The sequence below is a fragment of the Bacillus cereus group sp. Bc010 genome (assembly GCF_027716745.1).
GTDB lineage: Bacteria > Bacillota > Bacilli > Bacillales > Bacillaceae_G > Bacillus_A > Bacillus_A pacificus.
On sequence record NZ_JAQFUY010000008.1, the window covers coordinates 95,089 to 116,302 of the forward strand.

Sequence of the window (21,214 nt, forward strand, 5' to 3'; positions counted from 1 at the left end):
ACTGGTATAACATACTTTCATAACAACACTATATATACTTCCTAATTCTCTTCAGTAAATAAAAGACAGATTTCTATTTCACCAATCGATTAAATAGAAAGTATATTTTGAGAAATAATCAAAAAGGAGATATGAGATGAAAGCTGTAACCTATCAAGGCCCAAACCAAGTACAAGTTAAACAGGTGGATGATGCAAAATTAGAGAAAAAAGATGATATTATTGTAAAAATTACTTCAACCGCTATTTGCGGTTCTGATTTACATTTATATCAAGGGAACATGCCTTTACCGCAAGGATATATTATTGGCCATGAGCCAATGGGCATTGTTGAAGAAGTAGGTCCAGATGTTACGAAAGTGAAAAAAGGCGACCGTGTCGTAATCCCCTTTAACGTTGCTTGTGGACATTGTTTTTATTGCCAACATGAAATGGAAAGTCAATGTGACAACTCCAACCCCCATTACGATTCTGGCGGATACTTTGGTTATACAGAGAAATTTGGTAATCATCCGGGCGGACAAGCTGAATATTTAAAAGTTCCTTTTGGAAATTTCACTCCATTTGTTATACCAGAATCATGCGAACTGGAAGATGAATCTCTACTGTTTTTATCCGATGTTTTGCCAACAGCTTATTGGAGTGTAATAAACGCAGGCGTTAAGCGAGGTGATACTGTTATCGTCCTTGGTTGTGGACCTGTTGGATTAATGACACAAAAATTCGCTTGGATGCAAGGTGCTAAACGCGTAATTGCAGTCGATTACTTAGATTATCGGATAAATTATGCAAAAAAGATTAACAATGTTGAGGTATTTGAGTTTACAAAATTTCCTGATATGGGAGAACATTTAAAAGAAATCACACATGGTGGTGCGGATGTAGTCATTGATTGCGTGGGCATGGATGGAAAAAAATCACCCCTAGAATTTCTAGAACAAAAATTGAAATTACAAGGTGGAACTCTCGGCCCTATTCAAATTGCTACGAAGGCCGTAAGAAAATATGGAACGGTTCAAATGACCGGCGTTTATGGCGGCAACTATAATGCCTTCCCACTCGGTGCATTTTGGGTTAGAAATATTAATCTTAAAATGGGACAAGCACCTGTCATTCATTTTATGCCGGAACTATTTGAAAAAATAACAAATAAAGAATTTGATCCAAAAGAGATTATTACGCACAAAATCCCCCTTGAAGAAGCGAGCTACGGTTATCAAATTTTCAATAATCGTGAAGATGATTGTATAAAAGTCATTTTGAAACCTTGAAAATACAATTTATTATTATTAGTGCGAAGATAAGATTACACTCCGTAATCTTATCTTTTTTATTAGATTCTAAATAGATATTCCCCCATTTTCATCTCACATCGAAAATAGTTATTTTCGAAAAACTTTGCATTTTGATGCAATACTTTATTGGTAAAAAAATGAATTAAGGTATTAATTAACCAACTAACGGACACGATAACTATGTTAACTAAGTTAAAAAGAGGTGGACTTCAAAAGACTAGAATGCACTTCAGTTTTGTAGAATTGATTGAACCCTTCCTCCATAATTCTAATTATTTCAAAACATCTATTACCTAATTGTTGAATTCAATATTATTTTACAATAAATCTACATATGCCTCGAACGTTAAATATTAAGACTTTACTATCATCCCCTAGTATTATCATGGTTTTTGATAGGGACCATTCTGGCTTTTTTTAAAATCCTTTCAATTTCATATGTGCTCTCTAGACAAACTCATAATATAGCTTGTTAAACTCTCGCACATGTTTTTTCTCATTTCTTTATAAGAAGGTCTACTAAAGACCCTCTATTCATCCACCTATGCTATCAAGCTAAGATTCTTACATACCCCAAAAACGAAAAAATACTCTTATAGAGCTGGTGATTTATAAAATTTCAGCTCGTTTTTTCGTTTTGGGGAACAATTAATTTCTTAAGTTAATGGGTATGGGCTGAATCCCATAAACTTTCATTGGTAGATAAGTCAAGGACTGTCCCGTAGCAGAAGCAGTTAAGTTTTTTTCTAATTCAAATCCTTCAACTGGTTCGATACAAGAAAACTTTTGTAAGAATACCTCTAATACAATTTTCATTTCTAATCGTGCAAGGGGGGCACCTAAACAAAAATGTGGACCACTTCCGAAAGTTAGGTGCTTTTTATTATTTGAGCGATGAATGTCTATAGAAAAAGGATCGCTATACATGTTTTCATCCATATTGGATGCACTCATCCAAGCAATGACTACGTCACCTTTTTTTAACTCAACCCCTAATAGATTATTATCTTTTTTGACCGTACGATCCCTTCTTGAAATATGAAAGCGATATCGAAGCAATACCAATCGTACTTTCAATTCGCGTACGTTCATATATTTCTCTCTTAAATTTTAAATGCGAACTCGCACGAATTACTCGCAAACAAATGAATGCTTGCGGTCATATCCATGAAAAACTCATCGATACTATATTGATGAAAATCTTCCAGCGCAACATACTTTAAAGTTAAGCCTGTTATGTAAGTTGAACATTTCATATACGTATGTATAATCAGATTCACAATTATAATATCCGGCCGCTTCGATATTTCGTACACCCTTGCCATCTTCTTAATTCCTAATGATTTTAATAGCGGTGTTGCTGCTAATACGATTGATCCACTGCGGTTTACATCTCCTACGACAGCCAATTTTGTATATCGGGGATCAAGTCCTTTTTTTAATACATGATACGATTTGGTAAAAGAGAATAATCATATAAGCTTATCACTTCTTGCAAAAAACATAAGTTCCTTTTAAAGATATTCCCATGAAAATTTTGGTTAAAATAACTGTTACTAAAATCTTTTTAAGAAAACCTTAAAGAATTCCCCTCTGTATTCATAGGCATTGTTTTCTATACCGAAAAATATAAATAGATACAAGGAGAAACAACTAAATTCTTCGTGAATAGGTACAGTATTTTAGAACTCATTTTTTAGTATTCAAGCAAAACCCTGTATTTAAATAGATATTTTCATAGTAGCCATATACTTATATAAGAAAGGGATTGAATTTATGCACAATCTTAATTTCATTTGTGAGCAATTTGCTACAATACTTAAGGGAAAAAGTAAAATAAGTCAAGGTGGTTGTTCAATGTCTTTTCACCGCGATTTCAGGGTGCTTGTTCAAGGAAAACTAAGTACTTATGTAGTCCCCGTCGGAGTAAGTTTTGAATCGTTAGATCAAAATGGTGATGCATTAAATTTAGGTGAAATCGCTGTTCTACAAGAAGAGATCCCTGCATTTATGAGATCAATTGTACAACAAGGAATTATTGTCAGTGCTTTACATAATCATTGGCTGTACATGAATCCCTTAATTATGTATATTCATATCCAATCGGTAGAACCCCCTTTACATTTCGCACAAAAACTAGCGAATTCTTTTTTGTCCTTAAGTAGCTATCCTATTGCTAATAACGAGGGGCAATGATTAGTGTTTTGGATGTATTTATATGTTTTTTTCTATATATATGAACAAAATAAAATCATTTCATTTTGTACCCGAAAGTAAAAAACTGCCTATCAAATTTTTAAATAGGCAGTTTTTGAATCTATTAAAATAAAATATTATTCCCTAAAAAAATACAGATTTTCAATTCACTTTAGTTTTCTTATCTCATATATTCTTCTAAAGTTAGTTTTTCCTTATATATTTTTTGAAATATCTCCTATATAACTAATATGCCACGGTTCATACGTATAACCAGTTATATTTTTCTTTTCCTTTGGATAACGAATGATATACCCTGCACGATGCGTATTTTCTTTCAGCCACTTCTCTTCCTTAGATTTTGCACCTTTACTGTTTACTCCAACTATTTTATACTACTGTTTTCCATCCCACTTTTCTAAATGGAAGTAGAATAATACACCGTCTTCAGTGTTGGTCACACCGTATTTCGCATCATGTAAATCAAATATATTTTTTACAATGGACAGCCCAAGACCCGTTCCACCACATACTCGTTTTCTTGATTTATCGCCCCTATAGAACTGATCCCATATTTTATCTATATTTTCTTCTGCTATATGTGAACCTTTATTTTCAAATCCTATATATACGTCATGTTGTTTCTCTTTTACATCAATCACAATGATTTGTTTTGCATCTGTATAACGAATCGCATTTGTAAACAAGTTTGTTATAACCTGTTCCAATAAATTCGTTTTCCCCTTGACACACACATCATCTATATTTAATTTGATTTGTAGGGATTTTTCATCAATTTGAACTTGTAAATCTTGTTCTGCCTTTTGAATTAAGTCAACTATATTAACTTGCTCCATCTGTATTTGATATGTTCCTGATTCATATTTAGCTAAGTTTAACATTTCATCAATTAGTACATTCATTTTCTCTATTTCTTTTTCTAATGCGTCCCAATAGTATTGATTCATTTCAGGTGCAATACCATCTTGCAGCATGGAAGCAGATATTTGCATCACACTGAGGGGGGTTTTTAATTCATGTGAAACACCTGCAATGAAATCTTTTCTTGTCTGTTCTAGTTTCTTTTCTTTCTCTAAGTCCTTTTTTAACTGATTGATATACCCTTCCATTCTTTCTGAGAGCTGATTAATGTTAGAGGAAAGCTCTCCAATTTCATTTTTCGACTTGATAGAAAGCTTGTCTTGAAACTGGAATTCCATTATTTTTTTCGTTGCTTCATTAACCTTTAATAATGGCTTAGTGATAATTCTCGAGTAATAAAAACATACAATAAGCGATAGAACCAGCACAAATACTATAATATATATGTAATAATCACTCATTACATCTGTTGCTTTTGTAATTGGTTGTAACGAAGATAGCGTATAAATAAATTCCTTTACTTGACCATCTTTCATGAGTGGTTTTATCGTTTCTAGATACTTGATTCCATCTATACTAATTTCATTCTGCACCCATTCTTCTCCGCTTAATTTTACTTTATCGCTAATCCAATCCGATTGAAATTGCAAAATACGATTTGCAAATACTTCATTACTGTACAACGCGTTATCAATTTCTGGGTTGCTATAATTCGGGAAGCTAATTTCTGTTACAAGTCCTTCTAAGTAATAATATTTATCACTTTCTTCTTTTGAAAAAATTTTAATTCCATTTTTAGCGCCTGACATCATGCATTTCATTGTCTGATGATATGTAGGAGCTACAAAGTTTCCATCGTATCCTTTTATCCTTAGTGTTGTAGGAACGACGATATCCTTATTTTGCCCTTTACTCACTGTATCCATGATAGCTGTTTTGGTCGTCTTATCGATTAAACTCGTAATTAAAATGCTGAAGTTAGAATCCATATCTTTCTTTGCGTTAATTAAATTATTAAATACGACTTTAGATGTTCGACTTGGATCATTTTTATCAGTCGCTTTTATATAGTAATCTCCTGATGGTAATTTCTTAATGTTTGCTACTTCATCAAGCCTTGCAATCATAATGCCTTGCTGATTCGCATATGATCGTTCTTTACTCTGGAGTTTATTTTCATCCTGTTTATATTCTTCATAAAATGTATAATATTGTTTTAATTATTTCTGAACATTTTCTTTTTCCTTATCTACATACATATACTTCATCACATACATTTGTCCAAAAAAGATAGTTGCGATGATCATGCAGCATAGTAAAAAGGTAAGAAAAAATAATTGAAATACAATTTTCTTTCTCATCATTTCTCTACCTCAAACTTATATCCCGTACGAACAACTGTAGTAATGTGCTTTGCTTTCTCACCTAGTTTCAAACGTACATTACGCATATGTGCAGTTAGAGTTTTATCATCTCCGTCATAATCATATCCCCAAATATTTGTGATTAATTGCTCTCGCGTTAATACTTGTTCCTTATGCTCCATTAAAGATTGTAAAATTTCATACTCTGTATGTGTAAAATCTATCTTTTGTCCATCTATTGAAACAGAACGTGCTGATTTATCTAAGCGAATACCACATAAATGAATGCAGTCCTGAAATTGTAAATTTTGATTTGTATCTTTGAACAAACGCTTTGCTCTCGCCAATAAAATTGCAGGTTTAAATGGTTTCGTTACATAATCATCTGCCCCTAGTTCAAATCCAAGTAATGTATCATCCTCATCACTTCGAGCTGTTAATAAAATAATGGGAACGTTTGAGCTCTTGCGAATACGTCTACAAATTGACCACCCATCCATTACTGGAAGCATAATATCTAGTATGATTAAACTGACATCATGATCATGTGCAGCAAATAACTCTAATCCAATTTGGCCATCTTCTGCTGTTATCACATCATATCCATCATGCGAGAAATAATGCGCTACCGTCTCTCTTATAATTTTTTCATCTTCTATAATTAAAACTTTTTTCATTTCTATTCTCATCCAATCTACGTTCTCTTTAAATCGAAATGGTCATCGCTTGTCTTCCCATCTGAATCCAAGACTGTTCAAAATTATTTCGATTAATCGCTCTATGTTTGTCCGTCTTTAGTGGATCGTTAATATATACATATTGTTCATCATAATCTGTCACAACGACACTATGTTGATGATATGTCACTTTCATTTCCCCTGTATCTGTTCTCCATGTATAAAATTGATTATCAGGTAATCGTTTAAAACGAGCATTTGTTAATACCCATACAGGGAGGCCTCGATCTATCGCTTCATAAATTTGTTCAGGTTCTTTATAACTTAGATTCATCACTTTTTCATCCGGAACATACAACTTTGCCAATTCTAAAATCGGCTCCACAAAAACACCTAATCCTGGTTTATCAAAAGTAGCCATATCCCCGATAAACCCTTTATGCATATTTCCCTTCAAACCATTACTTTGAAATGGGACATAGTGTATCTTTGAAGCCAATTCCATTTTATCTACTTTCACTCCTGAAAATTGTAATACCATAGCGAGACTTGTTACTTCACAACCGCGCATCAATTCTGGTTTTTGTAAGATAAGCGGAACATCTAATGGCTTTATTACCTCTTTTTCTTGTTCTATTGATATATTCTCTTTTTCAACTACTTCTGGTTTTTGTTCTACTTCTTGCACAATGACAGGTGGTTTCTTTTCACTTATAGGACTTTCACTATTTGACATACCGATACATATACCTAGTCCTGCGATAGTTAATAAACAAAATGTTTTTTTCTACTATATTCCATAAATCCCTCTCCTCACTTCTTTCTAAGGAGAGTGTAGCTTGTTCATATTTAGATAATCTCATGTTCATAGAAAGATAAAGAGAAATCTATATCAAGATTATATAAAGATACATACTATCCTAAACAATCGTATGGGTAATAAAGTGTGCTTTCAAGAAGTAATATTTAACTATTTTAAATCGATTGCCCAGTAACATTCCAAATGCTATATGGATGAAACTTTTCTAATGCATTATATCGTAGAGCTAAATCCGTTCGTTATGTAAAAAAGAATCATCATACAAAGTTACGACTCTAACGATGTGAGATTCGCTCCTTTTACCGTAATAAAATAACTCTTAAGAAAAACTTAAAGAATTCCCCTCTATATTCATAAGAACTTTTATCTATACTGAAAAATGTAAATAGATAAAAGGAGAAACGATCATGAAGAAATTTATAATTTGTATAATAGCAATAGGCATTCCTATATACTTACTACCTTTCATATTACGCGGGGATTTAGACAGATTTAATCCAATTGCTGAAGAAAAAAATGTATACGCCGTTGCGAAGGGATATGGCATTCCAGATTATCATCATAAAGGAAGAGCTGTGTACTCACTAAAAGGTGTTGATGAATTAAGCAATGAAACAGAATATAAAGTTGGAACGAACACACCTAATGATTTTATAAGAAAAACTTACTTAAAAATTCATGTAAAAGGAAAGTATGTGTATTCTTACGATATTATCGCTGAAGAGGATATTCCGGAGAAAATAAGAGGGAAATTGAAGATAGAAGTTAAATAAAAGAGCCGTCTCGTATGAGTTGGCTCTCCCGTCTATCATTGTTTCAACAACCATTCTTCAATTACTTTCACTGTTTCATCTCGTTGTGCTTTTGGCGTAATTAAGCTAGCATTATCACCTTTTTGCTCACCATACATGCCAAAATGAGCATGGTTTCCACCTTTTATCATGTGCATAGTTGTATTCTTTGACATAAACTTTTTATTGTCCTCTATTTTTTCTACAGTTGCTAAAGCATCTACTTCCCCATAAATTGATAACATCGGAATCGCTTTCGTAGAGAAGTCATCTGCAGGATAAGAACCTAAGAAAATGATCCCATCTACCTTGTCCTCATGTTGAAAGGCATACTTAGAAATCATAGCTCCCCCCATTGAATGGCCCGCAACATACCATTTTTGAACTTCAGGATACTGTGCCATTACACTGTCTACTGCATTGATTCTAAGTATCGCTAAGTTTAATGGTAACTTAGGCATTACTACAAAGTGTCCATCTTTTGCAAGAGCTTCTCCCAAGTAACTATAAGCCTCCGCTTCTACTTTAGCACCTTGATAAAAAATAACCCCTATTTTAGCATCTTTCTCTCCAAAAACGATATGATCTTCACCTTTTTTATCATCTACTAACAACAAAGCCTCTTTCGTTGGTTTATAAGTAAACTGAGACCAAGTCAAAAACGTAATACTTCCTATAAGTAAAATACCGAGTAAAGAGTACAGCGTAATTTTTATCCATTTCTTCACAAAGATGACCTCCCTAAGATGTATATATTCTATATTTCAGATTTTCATTAGCACACATAAAAACTCGAGCATTTTTATTATGCTCAAGTTTTTATTTACGCCTTTAATTTATACTATAAATGCTCCAAGATAAATATGTAGCAAATGTAGCCCATAAAAAATATGGAATGAGCAACCATGTCGATACTTTAGACAAACTGGAAGAAACCGCTATGAGAAGTAACGTAGTAACAGCGACTAGTAAACAATCTATTGTTGCTAAAAATAAATCTTTTTGACTGAATTGAAAGTAGCTGAACGCTTGATTGCACATATAATTTAAAAGGAATATAAACCAAAATGTTTTTGGCTTACATCCATATTTGTTGTAAATAATTGCAACTGATAATGCAATAAGTCCATATAATACCGTCCAAACTATTCCGATTGTCATGCCAGAAGGCGTCCAAGACGGCTTTTCCAGCGCATCGTACCACATATGATCAATTGGAAATAAAATACTAGAAACATAAAACAAACCATATGTTAGTAAAAATACTAGACTACTAGATTTTTTCATAAACATTCTCCTTTTTACTCGAAGGTTATAAAAACTTTATATGATTAGTATGTCCTTGTAATGGATGAAATTCTAATATTCAAGTTCCAAATACATATTGTTTAACCTATTTCATACGAATTCTTTCATACTTTTATATGCACAAAGTGCTCTCTCCCGCGCTGCCTTATGATCAACAACTGGCAAAGGGTATGTATCTCCTAGCTTTATATTAGCCTTTTGTAAAATATGCTCAGGTGCTTCCCACGGTTTATGTATATATTTATTAGGCATATCTTTTAATTCTGGTACCCATTTTCTTATATATTCTCCATCTTTATCAAACTTTTCTCCTTGTGTAATCGGGTTAAAAATACGAAAGTACGGTGATGCATCCGCTCCACTTCCAGCAACCCATTGCCACCCCATGGTATTATTTGCAATATCAGCATCTAGTAGTGTATCCATAAACCATTTTGCTCCTTCTTGCCACGGAATTAATAAATGCTTTACAAGAAAAGAGGCTACAGCCATTCTTGCTCGATTATGCATAAAACCTGTTTGCCATAGTTCCCGCATTCCCGCATCAATAAACGGATAACCAGTTTCACCCTTCTGCCATACTGTTAATAACTCCTCTTCATTATTCCACGGAAAATGTTCAAAATTCTTATTAAGAGGTTTATATACTGTAAATGGGTAATGATATAGTAAATAATAAGAAAACTCTCGCCAAATTAATTGACGGATAAAGCTATTCACTTGTTTTTCAAAAAGACTACATTGTCTTTCGGTACTTTTATTGATTAAGTAATGATACATCCACCTCACTGATATTTGACCAAATGAAAGATAAGGTGCCAACATCGAATGAGCATTTTGATTTGGAAAATCTCTTCCTTCACTATAAGAGGCTAATTTGCTAGAGAAAAATTTCTTACATGTTTTGTATGCCCCTTCTTCTGTAGGATCCCATATTGATTCTATATGAGATGTCCACGGTATAGTCGGCAGCAAGTGTAATTCTGTAACAGATAAGCTTTCTGGTAAAGAACTTCCCCATTTTATACGCTGCACTTTACTAATAGGTTTAGATATTACCTGCTTTTGAAATGCATTATAAAAAGGCGTAAACACCTTATATTCAGTGTTATCTTTCTTTTTAATCATCCACGGTTCTAATAATAAATGTGAATTAAATTCCTTACATGTAATACCTTTATCTTCTAACATCATTTTCATGTTTTGATTAAATTGTAATCTGTCCGGATCATAACAAATATTCCAATATACAGCCGTTATACCTAACTGTTCTATGAGAGAAAGTATTTCTTCCTCCGTACTTCCTTTACGAATGATTAAAGTAGAGCCCAATGCCTCAAGTTGCTTCTTTGCATCTATTATTGCATGGTGTAACCACCACTTTGACGCATTTCCCATTGAAAAAGTTTCATCATGTACATATACCGGAACAACCTCACCGGACTGAGTAGCTTCAAATAGAGCTGGGTTATCATATAAGCGAAAATCTTTTTGAAACATAACAATAATTTTATTTTGCATGGCTATCCCTTCTGATTCTTAAAGCACAATTCATTTTTTATTAGAACAAGTACTTCTGTTATTTTTAAATGATTATAACAATCGTTCTTTTTATTTTATAATCTTCTTCATTATAAACATTGATTTTCTATCTCTCTAAGTACATCATTTCCTATATTATCTATCTTTTCATTTTTTACGTTATTATATAAACTCTGTAAAATCTTTAACTCTGTTCTTAAATGTAAAATGACACTAGATAATATATATAGCTTAGCTAAACTCTCTTTTCCACACTTCTCTTCATATACTTTTTGAAGAGTAGTAAGATATAACGTCAGTTGAGAGATTTTAATTTTTAGCTGTTCTAGAATTAATTGTTCCTCCCCATATTGTGCAAAAAGTAACGCTTCATATATAGGACGATGCATATCCTCTTTCTTTATCATTTGCTCTAATAATAAATGCTCAAATTCTTGTTTACCACTTTGAGTAATACCGTAAATAGTTCGTTCAGGGCGTTGTTCATTACGAATAATATCAACAACTTCTATAAAGCCCTTCTTTTCAAGTTGCTCAAATGTATAATATAAAGAGCCTTTTGTAATTTTTATATAATATTTCATTTCACTATTTTTTAAAAGTTGCTGGACTTCATACGGATGTCTATTCTTCTCCATAAGAAGACCCAGCATAAAAAGCTTTGTATTCATAATTCTCCACTCCTTAATAACCTATACCAATAGTATAAGCTAAAAATAAGCAAAGAATCTTTTTGTTTTATAAAATTTATGAATTCGAATTCACTTTATTATCCTTTGTACCAGCTTTGACATTCCCCATAAATAATATTGCCATAAATGAAACGATAATTGGAATTAAAGCTAATAGAAATACAGTAGTAATTGAAGATGACATAGCGGCTATAATTTTTTCAAGAATAAAAGTAGGGATACTGGCCCTTATATCTGAGCGAAATATTGCACTTGGATCACCTAAATTATTTAACATGTTGGAACCGTGTTCTATTCCCTTAAAAGCATCCTTTAAATTAGCTGTAAAGGTACTATTTTGAATGGAGCCAAAAATCGTTACCCCAATTGTCATACCTAGTGAACGAAAGAATGAATTTGTTGAAGTAGCTGAGCCACGGAATCTCGGTTCCATATTATGAATAGAAACTGTAGGAAGTAAAGAAAACGAAAATCCAACCCCAAATCCCGTTATAATCATGTATATCGTTAAAAGTGCACGGCTTGTTTGCGGATCCATCGTTCCTAATAAATACATACCTATCCCAAAGGATATTACAGATAATAACATTAAGTTGCGGTAACTAATTTTCGTTTGAAATATTCCGCCAATGGCACTACCTACGACAGAACCTAACATCATTGGTGTTAAAATTAATCCAGCATTAGTTGCTGTTCCACCATATACAGCCTGAACAAAAATAGGAATGAATACTGTTAAAATAACAAATGTTGCTCCATAGAAAAATGTAATAATTTGAGATATTGCAAACTCCTTACGCTTAAACATCCAAAATGATATGATCGGATCTTTCACTTTTCTTTCTACCAATAGGAAGCCAATAAAAAATACAATAAACGATGTAAATAACCCAATGATTTGTATCGAATCCCACTTAAACTTTTTTCCTCCTAATTCTAAAGCGAACATTAAGCTAATTACTGCTATTACGAGCGTTATCGTCCCCCACCAATCAATATTTTGCTTAGTAGGTGGATTATTTTCTTTATAAGCTTTTAAAATAAAAATTAATGACATTAAACCAATTGGAATATTGACGTAAAAAATCCAATGCCAACTAATATTTTCTGTTATATACGCGCCTAATAAAGGTCCTAATACACTTGAAGAACCAAATACGGCCCCTAATAATCCAGTCATTTTTCCTCTTTTTTCAATAGGAAAAATATCAAATACAATGGTAAAGGCGATTGGCATAAGTGCACCCCCACCTATACCTTGAATTGCACGATAAATACTTAGCTGAACAATGCTTTGCGCAGTACCACATAATGCAGAACCAATTAAGAAGATTAATAAACCAAAAATATAGAACCTCTTTCTACCATACATATCAGATAATTTCCCAAAAATAGGCATACCAGCCATAACTGCAACCATATAAGCAGAAGTAACCCAGACGAATTTATCCAATCCACCCAAATCTGAGACAATTGTACCAATTGAAGTAGCAACAATTGTATTATCCATTGCAGCCATTAAAATGCCTAGCATTAAACCAGCTATTACTAAGCGTAAGTTGGTCTCTTTTGCAACCATACCTCTTTCCTCCTTTTTTCACACCCAACAGAATAAATAGTCTAATTAAACTATATACTCGTTATAGTTTAATTAGACTATTTTTCAATAAAAAAATAAATCCCCCCAAAATATATTGGAGAGATTACAAATGTAGAATTGCTTCTTATATAAAATAATTAAAACCGTTAAAACGATCACTTCTTTATACTACTGTGATTTTGCGTACATATAGCTTATTCATTTAGTTTTGGTCTAGTTTGTAAATATAAATTCAAATCTGGACTTGAACCGCTAATAATTACATCTCGAACCATTTTAGAAAGTGCCATACTATATACTAATCCATTATCTCCATACGCATAGATAAAGTGACAATTTGGAAACTCTTCATACATTCCAATTATAGGTAAACCATCATGAGTACCACCATAAAAAGCGCTTAAATAAAATTCAGGTTCAACCGTAATATTTGGAAAGAGCTTATTAAATTCATTCACTAATTTCTCTTTTTTATGGATTAATTTTGAATCTCTTTCTTGAGCAATGTTTGTATCTTCATCTAACCCACCTATAATAATCCTGTTATCTGCAGTAGTTCTCATATAAATATATGGTCTCGCAGTTTCCCAAATGAGAGTACGTTTATACCAAGAAGATAAATCTTCTACAGGATTAGTAACAATTGCATACGAGCTAATTAGTGTAGCGTTCTTTTCCTTTTTAAATTCCAAACCTTCATATCCTGCAGCCACAATTACTTTATCGGCAGTAATAGAATTGCCCCCTTTTGTATAAAAAACAGCACGTTCTTTCTCTAACTTTTTGCCAACAATCTCTGTATCTTCATAAATGTGGACTCCTTTATTAGAAGCTTGTTTTAATAAACTATGTGTAAATTTATACGGATTTATTTCACCATCGTTATACGTATAAATAGCTGCACGTTTTTTAAATGGATATCTCTGTCCAATTTGTTCCTCTGATAGCCAAGTCGCTTTAAAATCATGCTTATGTAAATAATACAGTTCTTTCTCTAATTTCTTTATATCCTCTTCATAACTTGCATAATATAAACTGTCACGTCGTTTAAAGTCAGAGCAATAAGGTGAATTTTGATCAGCATATTCAATATCATTAATAGCTTGTTCACATAATTTCATATGCTTAACTGCATACTCTTCTCCAAATGTATTTACAAGTTCAAAAAACATCTTGTCACCTAAATATTGAATAAGTGCTGTATTTGTAAGGTTACTTCCGTGTCCTACCTTTCTTTTATCAACGACAACAATCTTTAAATCTGATTCACTTAAATAGTATGCGGATTGAGCACCGGAACTCCCTGCTCCTATTATTAGTACGTCACATTTTATATCTTCTTCCAATTGAGGATAAGAAGGTGTATTAGAAAAAGTTGTGTTCCAATATAATTTCCCTGTCTGTAAATCCATTTAAAGTGCACCGTCCTAAATAAAATAGTTATATCCCCATCTGTATCTCCAAATCATTCTTACTATATACTTCTTATCAAAATTATTCTTGCTATCATTAAATTATTAGTACAATATGTTTGTCCACTCATATTTGGTATTAAACTAAGCTTATAAAAAGTTAATAGTATATATATTATTTATTTTCATTTAGAAATTTAAGAACTTGGTTAAAAGCTTCTTGACCTGCTGGAGTGTTCATTTTAAATTGAAATTCATGCGCTAACTTCCCAGAGATATTTTTATCGAAGAAAAGTGTATCTACAGGTACTCCTTTATTTTGTAAAGTAGAAGCTAATGCTTTAGCTTGCTCTTCAAATGATGCAGTATTTCCATCTGTAATGAACGTTGGTGGATAATCTTTTGTAACGTGTTGATAAATAGAGGCGATTTCCATTTCAGGTAATGTTTCAAACTTCTTTTTCCCAAAGTAAGCCCAGCCAGTAGTACGCATAAAGTCTTGTACTTCTTTGGATGTTTCCATTTTAGCTAATGCAGGCATATTATACGGACCGCAAAATAGCAGTATACCTTTAATTGTAGAAGGACCAACAATAGCGTCGATTCCAGTTAATTTCGCATAATCTGGAGATGTTTGAATAGTAACGAATTGTCCAGATATTTGCGCTCCAGCAGAATCTCCGGCAAAATACAGGTCATCTAGTTTCACATTATATTTCTTTGCATTTTCTTTTATATATTCGTAAGCCTCACCAAGTTGTAGTACTGGTGTAGGATACTTTCTTTTAGGAGCAAGAGCATAATTTATATTTATTACTGTATAACCACGAGCAGCTAATTCTACTGCATAACCAGTAATGTCTGATTTATCTCCACCTACAAACCCACCCCCGTGCACCCAAAAAATAACAGATTTTTTTCCCGTAAGGTTTTTGGGATAAATAATATCTAATGTACCATCAGGAAATTTAGAATTATAATTGATATCTTTAACAATTCGTGTCTCTTTTAGAGCATTTTTATAATTGTTAGATTGAACAAACATTCCACCTTCAAATGCTTTTTTTATGAGAAACGCTTTTGGAATAGGTGAAACATTCCAAAAAACAACTCCCGCAATAATCAATCCGAAAACAATACAAATAGTTAGCAACATTCTTTTTTTCCATATTATTTTAGGTTTTAACTGTTTTATTGTCATAATTAAAGAATCTCCATTATTTTTAATAATAATCTTAAAATAAAGTGAAACTTTAATCAGTGGGGGTTTTCTTCATCCCCCACTGATTATTAGTTGAACCAATCGGACTTTTATGGGCAGTTGATCCCCCGCCTAACTTCTTTGCTTTCGCTGAATTTTGAGGTGGGGGTCTTACTGCCCATTAAAGCGGGATAAATCACAACATAAACTTTTATTTCCCACCTGCTAATCCGTCCTTAAAATTTCATCCAAAAGGTTATATATTTTTATTATGTACATATTAGATATCTCCTATAAAACACATTAAAAATTCAAACAAAAAGAGCAAAAGATCCCCATTTATAGAAGATTTCTTTTGCTCTTTGTAAAAGACATAAGTCCAAATAAAAGTTGCTTATCTATCGATAATTTACACATAAGAATGCATTTGTTTTACTACTTGATTAGCAGAAACTTCAACAACTGTTTCTTTTCCACCTGTTCTATCAATCTTGAAACCATGAACTTTAACATTAGAAGGCACTAACGGATGATGACGAATCATATCTATACTCTTCTCAATATTTTCACTAACATTTTCTTTTCCACTTAGCCATTCCTCAAGACTACCACTTGAAAATTCAGGCATGCAATTTTTAAAGAGATAGTCTAGTTCCTTGTTATTTTTTATGGAATCACGTTGAATTTGTAGATTAACTACATTAGTTTCTTTATCCTCTATTCCGACAACAAAAATTTCTTCCACATTTTCTTCATAAATAGCAATAATAATAGATCTCATTATATCTCCATAAGGATGTACAATTACAGAATCGTAGCTGTGTATAGTCAACATGTTTTCTCGTTGAACGTTAGTTACTTGTTGGATAATAGGCTCTATCCCGTGTTCAATGTCTGTTAACAATAAAACCTTTTTATTCTTTGCATTCATATATAGCACTCCTTCTTCATGATTGTATTTATGAAACTTTTAAACTAGTAACGATAGTTGATTGTTCATGACATGATTGTTACCAATTTTTCCATTGTCCTTCTGGATCAACACTCGCCAGTCTAACCCACCCATTTTTAACTTTTTCTCGAAATGTGAAATCATTCTTTAGCAAACGTTCTATATATTTAGTAGGCGCTTGAATTACAATGAGTAAACGAAGTGGTGAGTGATACGTCTCATTATCTGACTGCATAACGGATTGCCAAGGTAAGCCTGATAACAAATCACTTGCATTTCCCTGCATAACACCGAGACCTGACGTTACAGTTTGTGTTGTTTTATTCCCACTACCATAATAATGAGGGGCTACAGTTGAAGCGTAATATTGTAGATTGATCCACTGCGCTACTGTTCCTGGTCCCGCTATAATGTTAGCTAATATATCACCACTTTCATCCTGTTTCCAATCATAATTATGAAGGAAAGCCCTACCTTCTAAGTCACAATCCTGCGTCAATTCACGCTGCCCGATAATAAAAGATGCATTACGAGCTAATCCCCATTCCGGACGTATTTCACTCCAATCTTCTGCAAATCGATGTGCCTCTTTACTCGGATTTTTTATTTTCATTTTAAAATTAGGTAATTGTGTTAAACGCTCTCTGTTTGCATGTTGGCTCACATTTGGCATAACCGACTCAATACGATCAAATGCTTCTTGCGCAGCTTCCGAAAGTTTTGGGACGTAAATCCATTCCAATTCGTCCACTGTTGTTTTATGTTCAGCTGCTACAAAAATGGTGTCCTCAGGAATTTTAATACCTTCAGCAGACAACGCCTCTCTTACTTCTGGAAGATTACATAAAGTAGCAAAAACTTTTGCATTGAATCCTCCTGCTGCTCCGCCACAAGCACCACACTCAAGCGCTGCAGCATAAGGGTTGTTCGTACTTTGACTACTATGTCCGCACATTACAACTAAAGGTGCGAAACCTTCTGTTAATCCCACCATTTTTAAAGCTTGACACACATAATTCACTTTTTCTTCTTTCGTAAAACCGATAGGTATCTCGCATTTTGTATCATGAACATGATTAAGCGAGAATGTTGTATCGGGCTTTTGCAACATCGTTTTACGAAGATTACGAATGAAACTACCTACTCTTCTTGGCACAAAACTTCTTGTCACCATTTGTAAGCCAAGTAAAGGGCCACTTACCTCAGGTAACAACATACTTGTCAATACATTTTGTTTCATCGTCTTAAACGTATAACTTACTGAGCTGTCTATCTTCTTGCGTTGTTTATAATTTTTAAATTCCTTTTCATCCGTGAGTTCTTTTATTTGATGTTTCGGTTTTAATATAACTGGCAAAGAAGGATGACTTTCATTACTACCTAGTTCACTAGTCGCAATTGGTAACCCGAAGAAACCGGCTATTCCAAACGTTTCGAACGGACCTAATTTTTCTAGGTGGCGACGAAACGGTTCTGAACGTACATCAATACAGAATGCTAATTGAGCTAATACATGTTTTTTATCATTCGTTGCACGTTGTTTAGAAGCGATCTTCTCCCTTAATTGCTCTGCATGCGTCTGTTCCCAAGCTTCCAACCAAAGTTTCCTGCGAATATTTTCATCAAAATGATATGCAAATGCTAATAATTCACTTTGTTCAGCTGCAGGCATTTGTGACCATTCCTGGGTTGAAATATTCCCCCAATAAATCCAAGAAGCTATAAGTGGGACAATCGCAACTTTTTTCTCAGCCTTTTGATTTGTTAAAGGTAAATAAGGTTTTACAATGGCTAGCTCCATAGAAATTCGAACTGCTAAATATTCGATAACGAGTTCCTGTTCCTGAATTGATTGTCGGGAACGCCATCGTATCATTCCTGCCCACCCAGGCAAAGCAAGCAAGTGCCCTTCAAGGTAAGCTTGCATGTTAGATTCAGAGATTCCTAATTCAGATAAAGCTCTTGTTAAAGCTACCTGGGCATCCTGTGGCCAATCTTTTAAAACTTTACGCTCATTTTTACTGAGCGCTGGATCAAATGTAATAAGGTGGTGCCATGCACGATACAAGCCTTTCTCTCGGTTTGGCATCGTCCAGCTTGCCCCGGAGTCATCCAAATATAATTTACACCATTTAATGATGTGATAATTAAGAATATCAGATAGGTTTTCACCCTTTTGACTCTCTATAAGTGCACTTACAGGTTGCATAGAAGAGTCTTTCATACTTCTTGTATTTATATAGCTCATTTCTTCTGCCAGTTTATTTACTTCTGGCGATGATAACAAACTAGAAGGTAATCTTTCTAACTTTAAAGCTTCTTGGCAAAAACGCTCCGCTTTCTCTCGCGGAATATGAAAAGATTGTGAATCAAGCCAACGAGACAAGCCACTTTGTAAAAATGATTCCTCAATCTCCCCTTTTGCCTTTGCCGAATGAATCATAGAAGCACTCGGATATATATCCACATTACGAATTTCTTTTAACCAATCTGCAACTTGTTCAAATGATTGTTTTTCAAGCCCCATCCAAGGGTGATGAGCTGCAAATGTAGCGATCGGCCAAAGTGGTGCAATCACTCGGCTAGCAGATTCAACTAAATCATTCATATTATTTTCTTGTACTTCAATGTTTGTCTCTTTCTTTTTTAAAGTTTCTTTCGTTACGATTGACGATATGCCCATCACTGATTACCTCCTTTTGATACATAATGTTGCAGATAGCTCGGATGACTTTCTACTGACTTTCTTCTCGCCTCACCTACTCGAACGAACCAAAGGTACATTACAGCAAATATAGTAGAGGATTGGTTACGAGTAACGAGAGTACTAATAGCACTACCAAATAATAAGAGACATATAACAAAAATAACGGCTGGAGCTGAAGGTTGAACGCTTTGATACATGTCAGTATGCAACCATTTATAAAGAGAATTATGAACTGTAAAGTAAATGAGAGAAAATCCAGCTAAAATAAATAGACCAACAATTCTTCCCATTCTTCCCTCTCCAAAAACAACAAGCTGTTTCCATGAAAAGTATAATGACCACCCTAAGACGAACGCACTAACGAATTGATACCCTTCTCCAGAAGTCGTAAACCAAAATGCAATCACTATAAATAATCCGAAAACACGCCCGACTATCATCCATAAATTGGACATCTTTTCATTAGACTGCTTCACTTCCCCAAAACGTTGTACGGAAGAACCAGCTTGTAAAAACAGTGTAGCTTTAAACAAACCGTGTAACATTAAATGAATAACAGCCGCTAAATAAGCTCCTAATGCGCATTGAATCAGCATAAACCCCATTTGTGCAATAGTTGATCCCACTAGCTGACGTTTATAATCAACCTGAACTAGGCTAATTCCTGTTCCGATTAAAACAGAAATACTAGAGAAAATTAGTAAAATGATTTGTGCAATATCATCATGAAACAGTGGCGAAAATCTAGTTAACATGATACCGCCAGCATTTACTAACCCCGCATGCATAATAGCAGAAACAGGCGTTGGAGCAACAGCCGACTCAATTAACCATCTTTGGAAAGGCCATTGTGCTGCTGGAATCATTACAGCTACTATAATGAATAAGTTAATTCCTGTTTTCTCCAACGTTCCAAATTGAGCTACATTTTCATTCGTTACAACTGATGTTAACTGCCACTGTCCAGTGATTTGAAAAAGCCAAATGATAGCTGCTAGCAAGGCGATCCAGCTTATTGTAAATAAATAACTAGAAATTTTTGTTGCTTCGCTAACTACTTTCCACCCTTTATTTAGCCCTATTAGTAAAACCAATCCTATAAGAGTTGCTCCCCAACAAATAATCATGAAACGAAGATCATTACTTAACCATGCAACTGAAGATACACCTGTAGTAAATGTAAAAAGTGCAAAGTATTTTCGATATGAGCGATCTCCCAGTAAGTAACGTACAGAAAAGCGCTGAATAATTAAACCGATTGTAAGAACAAAGAAAGCCATGAACCAAGCTAAAGTATCTAGATGCCAAGGCCCTACAACGCTATCTCCATTGTGATTAACAAGTGCGAGTAAAGAAACCACTGAAGGCAAAGCAGCGATACCAATATGGATATGAACAAAACGTAAAGGTATCCTTGCATGTAAAAACAATAATCCACTTAGCCAAGAAGCACTAAGCGCCATAAAAAATAATGTTAACAATGTTGATGAACTTAGCGAAATTAACATGTAAATACTCCCTTCTAAACGAAAATAAACTGTAAGAATTCCTTTTCATTACGATAATTTTTTAAATTTTCATTCACTATTTTTAGTACATCGTTTTTTCCCATAAAAAAAACCGACAACTTCCATAATTCAATGATTTTATATCATCATTAAATTATGGAGATTGTCGGTTTCCCTTCAACTAACTTCAATAAAGTTTTTTGAAGAGCTCCCATTTTATAAAAGAATGTATGTATTACTCCTATTAAAAAGAAAAGTATATTTCTGA

General features: G+C 33.6%; 15 protein-coding genes and 4 pseudogenes. 3 read left to right on the forward strand and 16 right to left on the reverse strand.

Translation table 11 applies throughout. The features are described 5' to 3' along the window. Positions 1–136 precede the first annotated feature (136 nt). Positions 137–1,270, forward strand: a complete 1,134-nt coding sequence (locus PDQ68_RS12200; RefSeq protein WP_000649081.1) for a zinc-dependent alcohol dehydrogenase — start codon at positions 137–139, stop codon at positions 1,268–1,270. Between the two features lie 672 nt (positions 1,271–1,942). Here the strand turns inward: PDQ68_RS12200 and PDQ68_RS12205 are convergent. Both PDQ68_RS12205 and PDQ68_RS12210 read right to left on the reverse strand, forming a co-directional pair. Further along, a pseudogene (locus PDQ68_RS12205) lies at positions 1,943–2,353 on the reverse strand (cytochrome P450); the annotation flags it as partial. Beyond that, a pseudogene (locus tag PDQ68_RS12210) lies at positions 2,352–2,741 on the reverse strand (Y-family DNA polymerase); the annotation flags it as partial. The pseudogenes PDQ68_RS12205 and PDQ68_RS12210, both read right to left, overlap by 2 nt. A 329-nt stretch (positions 2,742–3,070) precedes the next feature. On the opposite strand from PDQ68_RS12210, the gene PDQ68_RS12215 reads away from it, so the two are divergent. Then, positions 3,071–3,490 (forward strand): DUF1259 domain-containing protein, encoded by a 420-nt coding sequence (locus PDQ68_RS12215; RefSeq protein ID WP_061182613.1) that lies wholly within the window; start codon positions 3,071–3,073, stop codon positions 3,488–3,490. A 181-nt stretch (positions 3,491–3,671) separates the two neighbouring features. Here PDQ68_RS12215 and PDQ68_RS12220 read toward each other — a convergent pair. The 4 genes and pseudogenes from PDQ68_RS12220 to PDQ68_RS12235 form a co-directional block, all read right to left on the reverse strand. Further along, positions 3,672–3,855: pseudogene (locus PDQ68_RS12220) on the reverse strand (D-alanyl-D-alanine carboxypeptidase family protein); the annotation flags it as partial. A 30-nt stretch (positions 3,856–3,885) separates the two neighbouring features. After that, positions 3,886–5,733: pseudogene (locus PDQ68_RS12225) on the reverse strand (HAMP domain-containing sensor histidine kinase). Beyond that, a complete protein-coding gene (locus PDQ68_RS12230; RefSeq protein ID WP_061182411.1) occupies positions 5,733–6,413 on the reverse strand; it encodes a response regulator transcription factor in 681 nt (226 codons plus the stop codon). The pseudogene PDQ68_RS12225 and the gene PDQ68_RS12230 overlap by 1 nt, the downstream one beginning before the upstream one ends. A gap of 28 nt (positions 6,414–6,441) precedes the next feature. After that, positions 6,442–7,149: a C39 family peptidase gene (locus PDQ68_RS12235; RefSeq protein WP_235590116.1), complete on the reverse strand. Its 708-nt coding sequence runs from the start codon at positions 7,147–7,149 to the stop codon at positions 6,442–6,444. A gap of 491 nt (positions 7,150–7,640) precedes the next feature. Between PDQ68_RS12235 and PDQ68_RS12240 the strand changes: the two genes are divergently transcribed. Then, complete coding sequence (locus PDQ68_RS12240) at positions 7,641–8,006, forward strand: YxeA family protein (RefSeq protein WP_016717912.1); 366 nt, start codon at positions 7,641–7,643, stop codon at positions 8,004–8,006. Between the two features lie 35 nt (positions 8,007–8,041). Here PDQ68_RS12240 and PDQ68_RS12245 read toward each other — a convergent pair whose 3' ends face one another. The 10 genes from PDQ68_RS12245 to PDQ68_RS12290 form a co-directional block, all read right to left on the reverse strand. Next, complete coding sequence (locus PDQ68_RS12245) at positions 8,042–8,752, reverse strand: alpha/beta hydrolase (RefSeq protein WP_061182409.1); 711 nt, start codon at positions 8,750–8,752, stop codon at positions 8,042–8,044. Between the two features lie 103 nt (positions 8,753–8,855). Continuing rightward, a complete protein-coding gene (locus PDQ68_RS12250; protein ID WP_061182408.1) occupies positions 8,856–9,311 on the reverse strand; it encodes a TspO/MBR family protein in 456 nt (151 codons plus the stop codon). A gap of 111 nt (positions 9,312–9,422) precedes the next feature. Further along, a complete protein-coding gene (locus tag PDQ68_RS12255; RefSeq protein WP_061182407.1) occupies positions 9,423–10,853 on the reverse strand; it encodes a cryptochrome/photolyase family protein in 1,431 nt (476 codons plus the stop codon). Between the two features lie 110 nt (positions 10,854–10,963). Beyond that, complete coding sequence (locus tag PDQ68_RS12260) at positions 10,964–11,545, reverse strand: PadR family transcriptional regulator (RefSeq protein ID WP_001093178.1); 582 nt, start codon at positions 11,543–11,545, stop codon at positions 10,964–10,966. A 76-nt stretch (positions 11,546–11,621) separates the two neighbouring features. Further along, positions 11,622–13,145: an MDR family MFS transporter gene (locus tag PDQ68_RS12265; RefSeq protein WP_270786756.1), complete on the reverse strand. Its 1,524-nt coding sequence runs from the start codon at positions 13,143–13,145 to the stop codon at positions 11,622–11,624. Between the two features lie 215 nt (positions 13,146–13,360). Next, the gene (locus PDQ68_RS12270; protein ID WP_000365728.1) at positions 13,361–14,578 is read right to left on the reverse strand and encodes an NAD(P)/FAD-dependent oxidoreductase; all 1,218 of its coding nucleotides are present in this window, start codon (positions 14,576–14,578) and stop codon (positions 13,361–13,363) included. A gap of 175 nt (positions 14,579–14,753) precedes the next feature. Further along, positions 14,754–15,779, reverse strand: coding sequence for an alpha/beta hydrolase (locus PDQ68_RS12275; protein WP_016717917.1), 1,026 nt, complete (start codon positions 15,777–15,779; stop codon positions 14,754–14,756). 409 nt (positions 15,780–16,188) lie between these two features. Continuing rightward, positions 16,189–16,710, reverse strand: coding sequence for a carbonic anhydrase (locus tag PDQ68_RS12280; protein ID WP_000992255.1), 522 nt, complete (start codon positions 16,708–16,710; stop codon positions 16,189–16,191). Between the two features lie 79 nt (positions 16,711–16,789). Next, entirely contained in the window at positions 16,790–19,414 is a 2,625-nt protein-coding gene (locus tag PDQ68_RS12285; protein WP_270786757.1) for a DUF2309 domain-containing protein, read from the reverse strand. Then, the gene (locus PDQ68_RS12290; protein ID WP_061182379.1) at positions 19,414–20,946 is read right to left on the reverse strand and encodes an NADH dehydrogenase subunit 5; all 1,533 of its coding nucleotides are present in this window, start codon (positions 20,944–20,946) and stop codon (positions 19,414–19,416) included. The genes PDQ68_RS12285 and PDQ68_RS12290 overlap by 1 nt, the downstream gene beginning before the upstream one ends. Positions 20,947–21,214 lie beyond the last annotated feature (268 nt).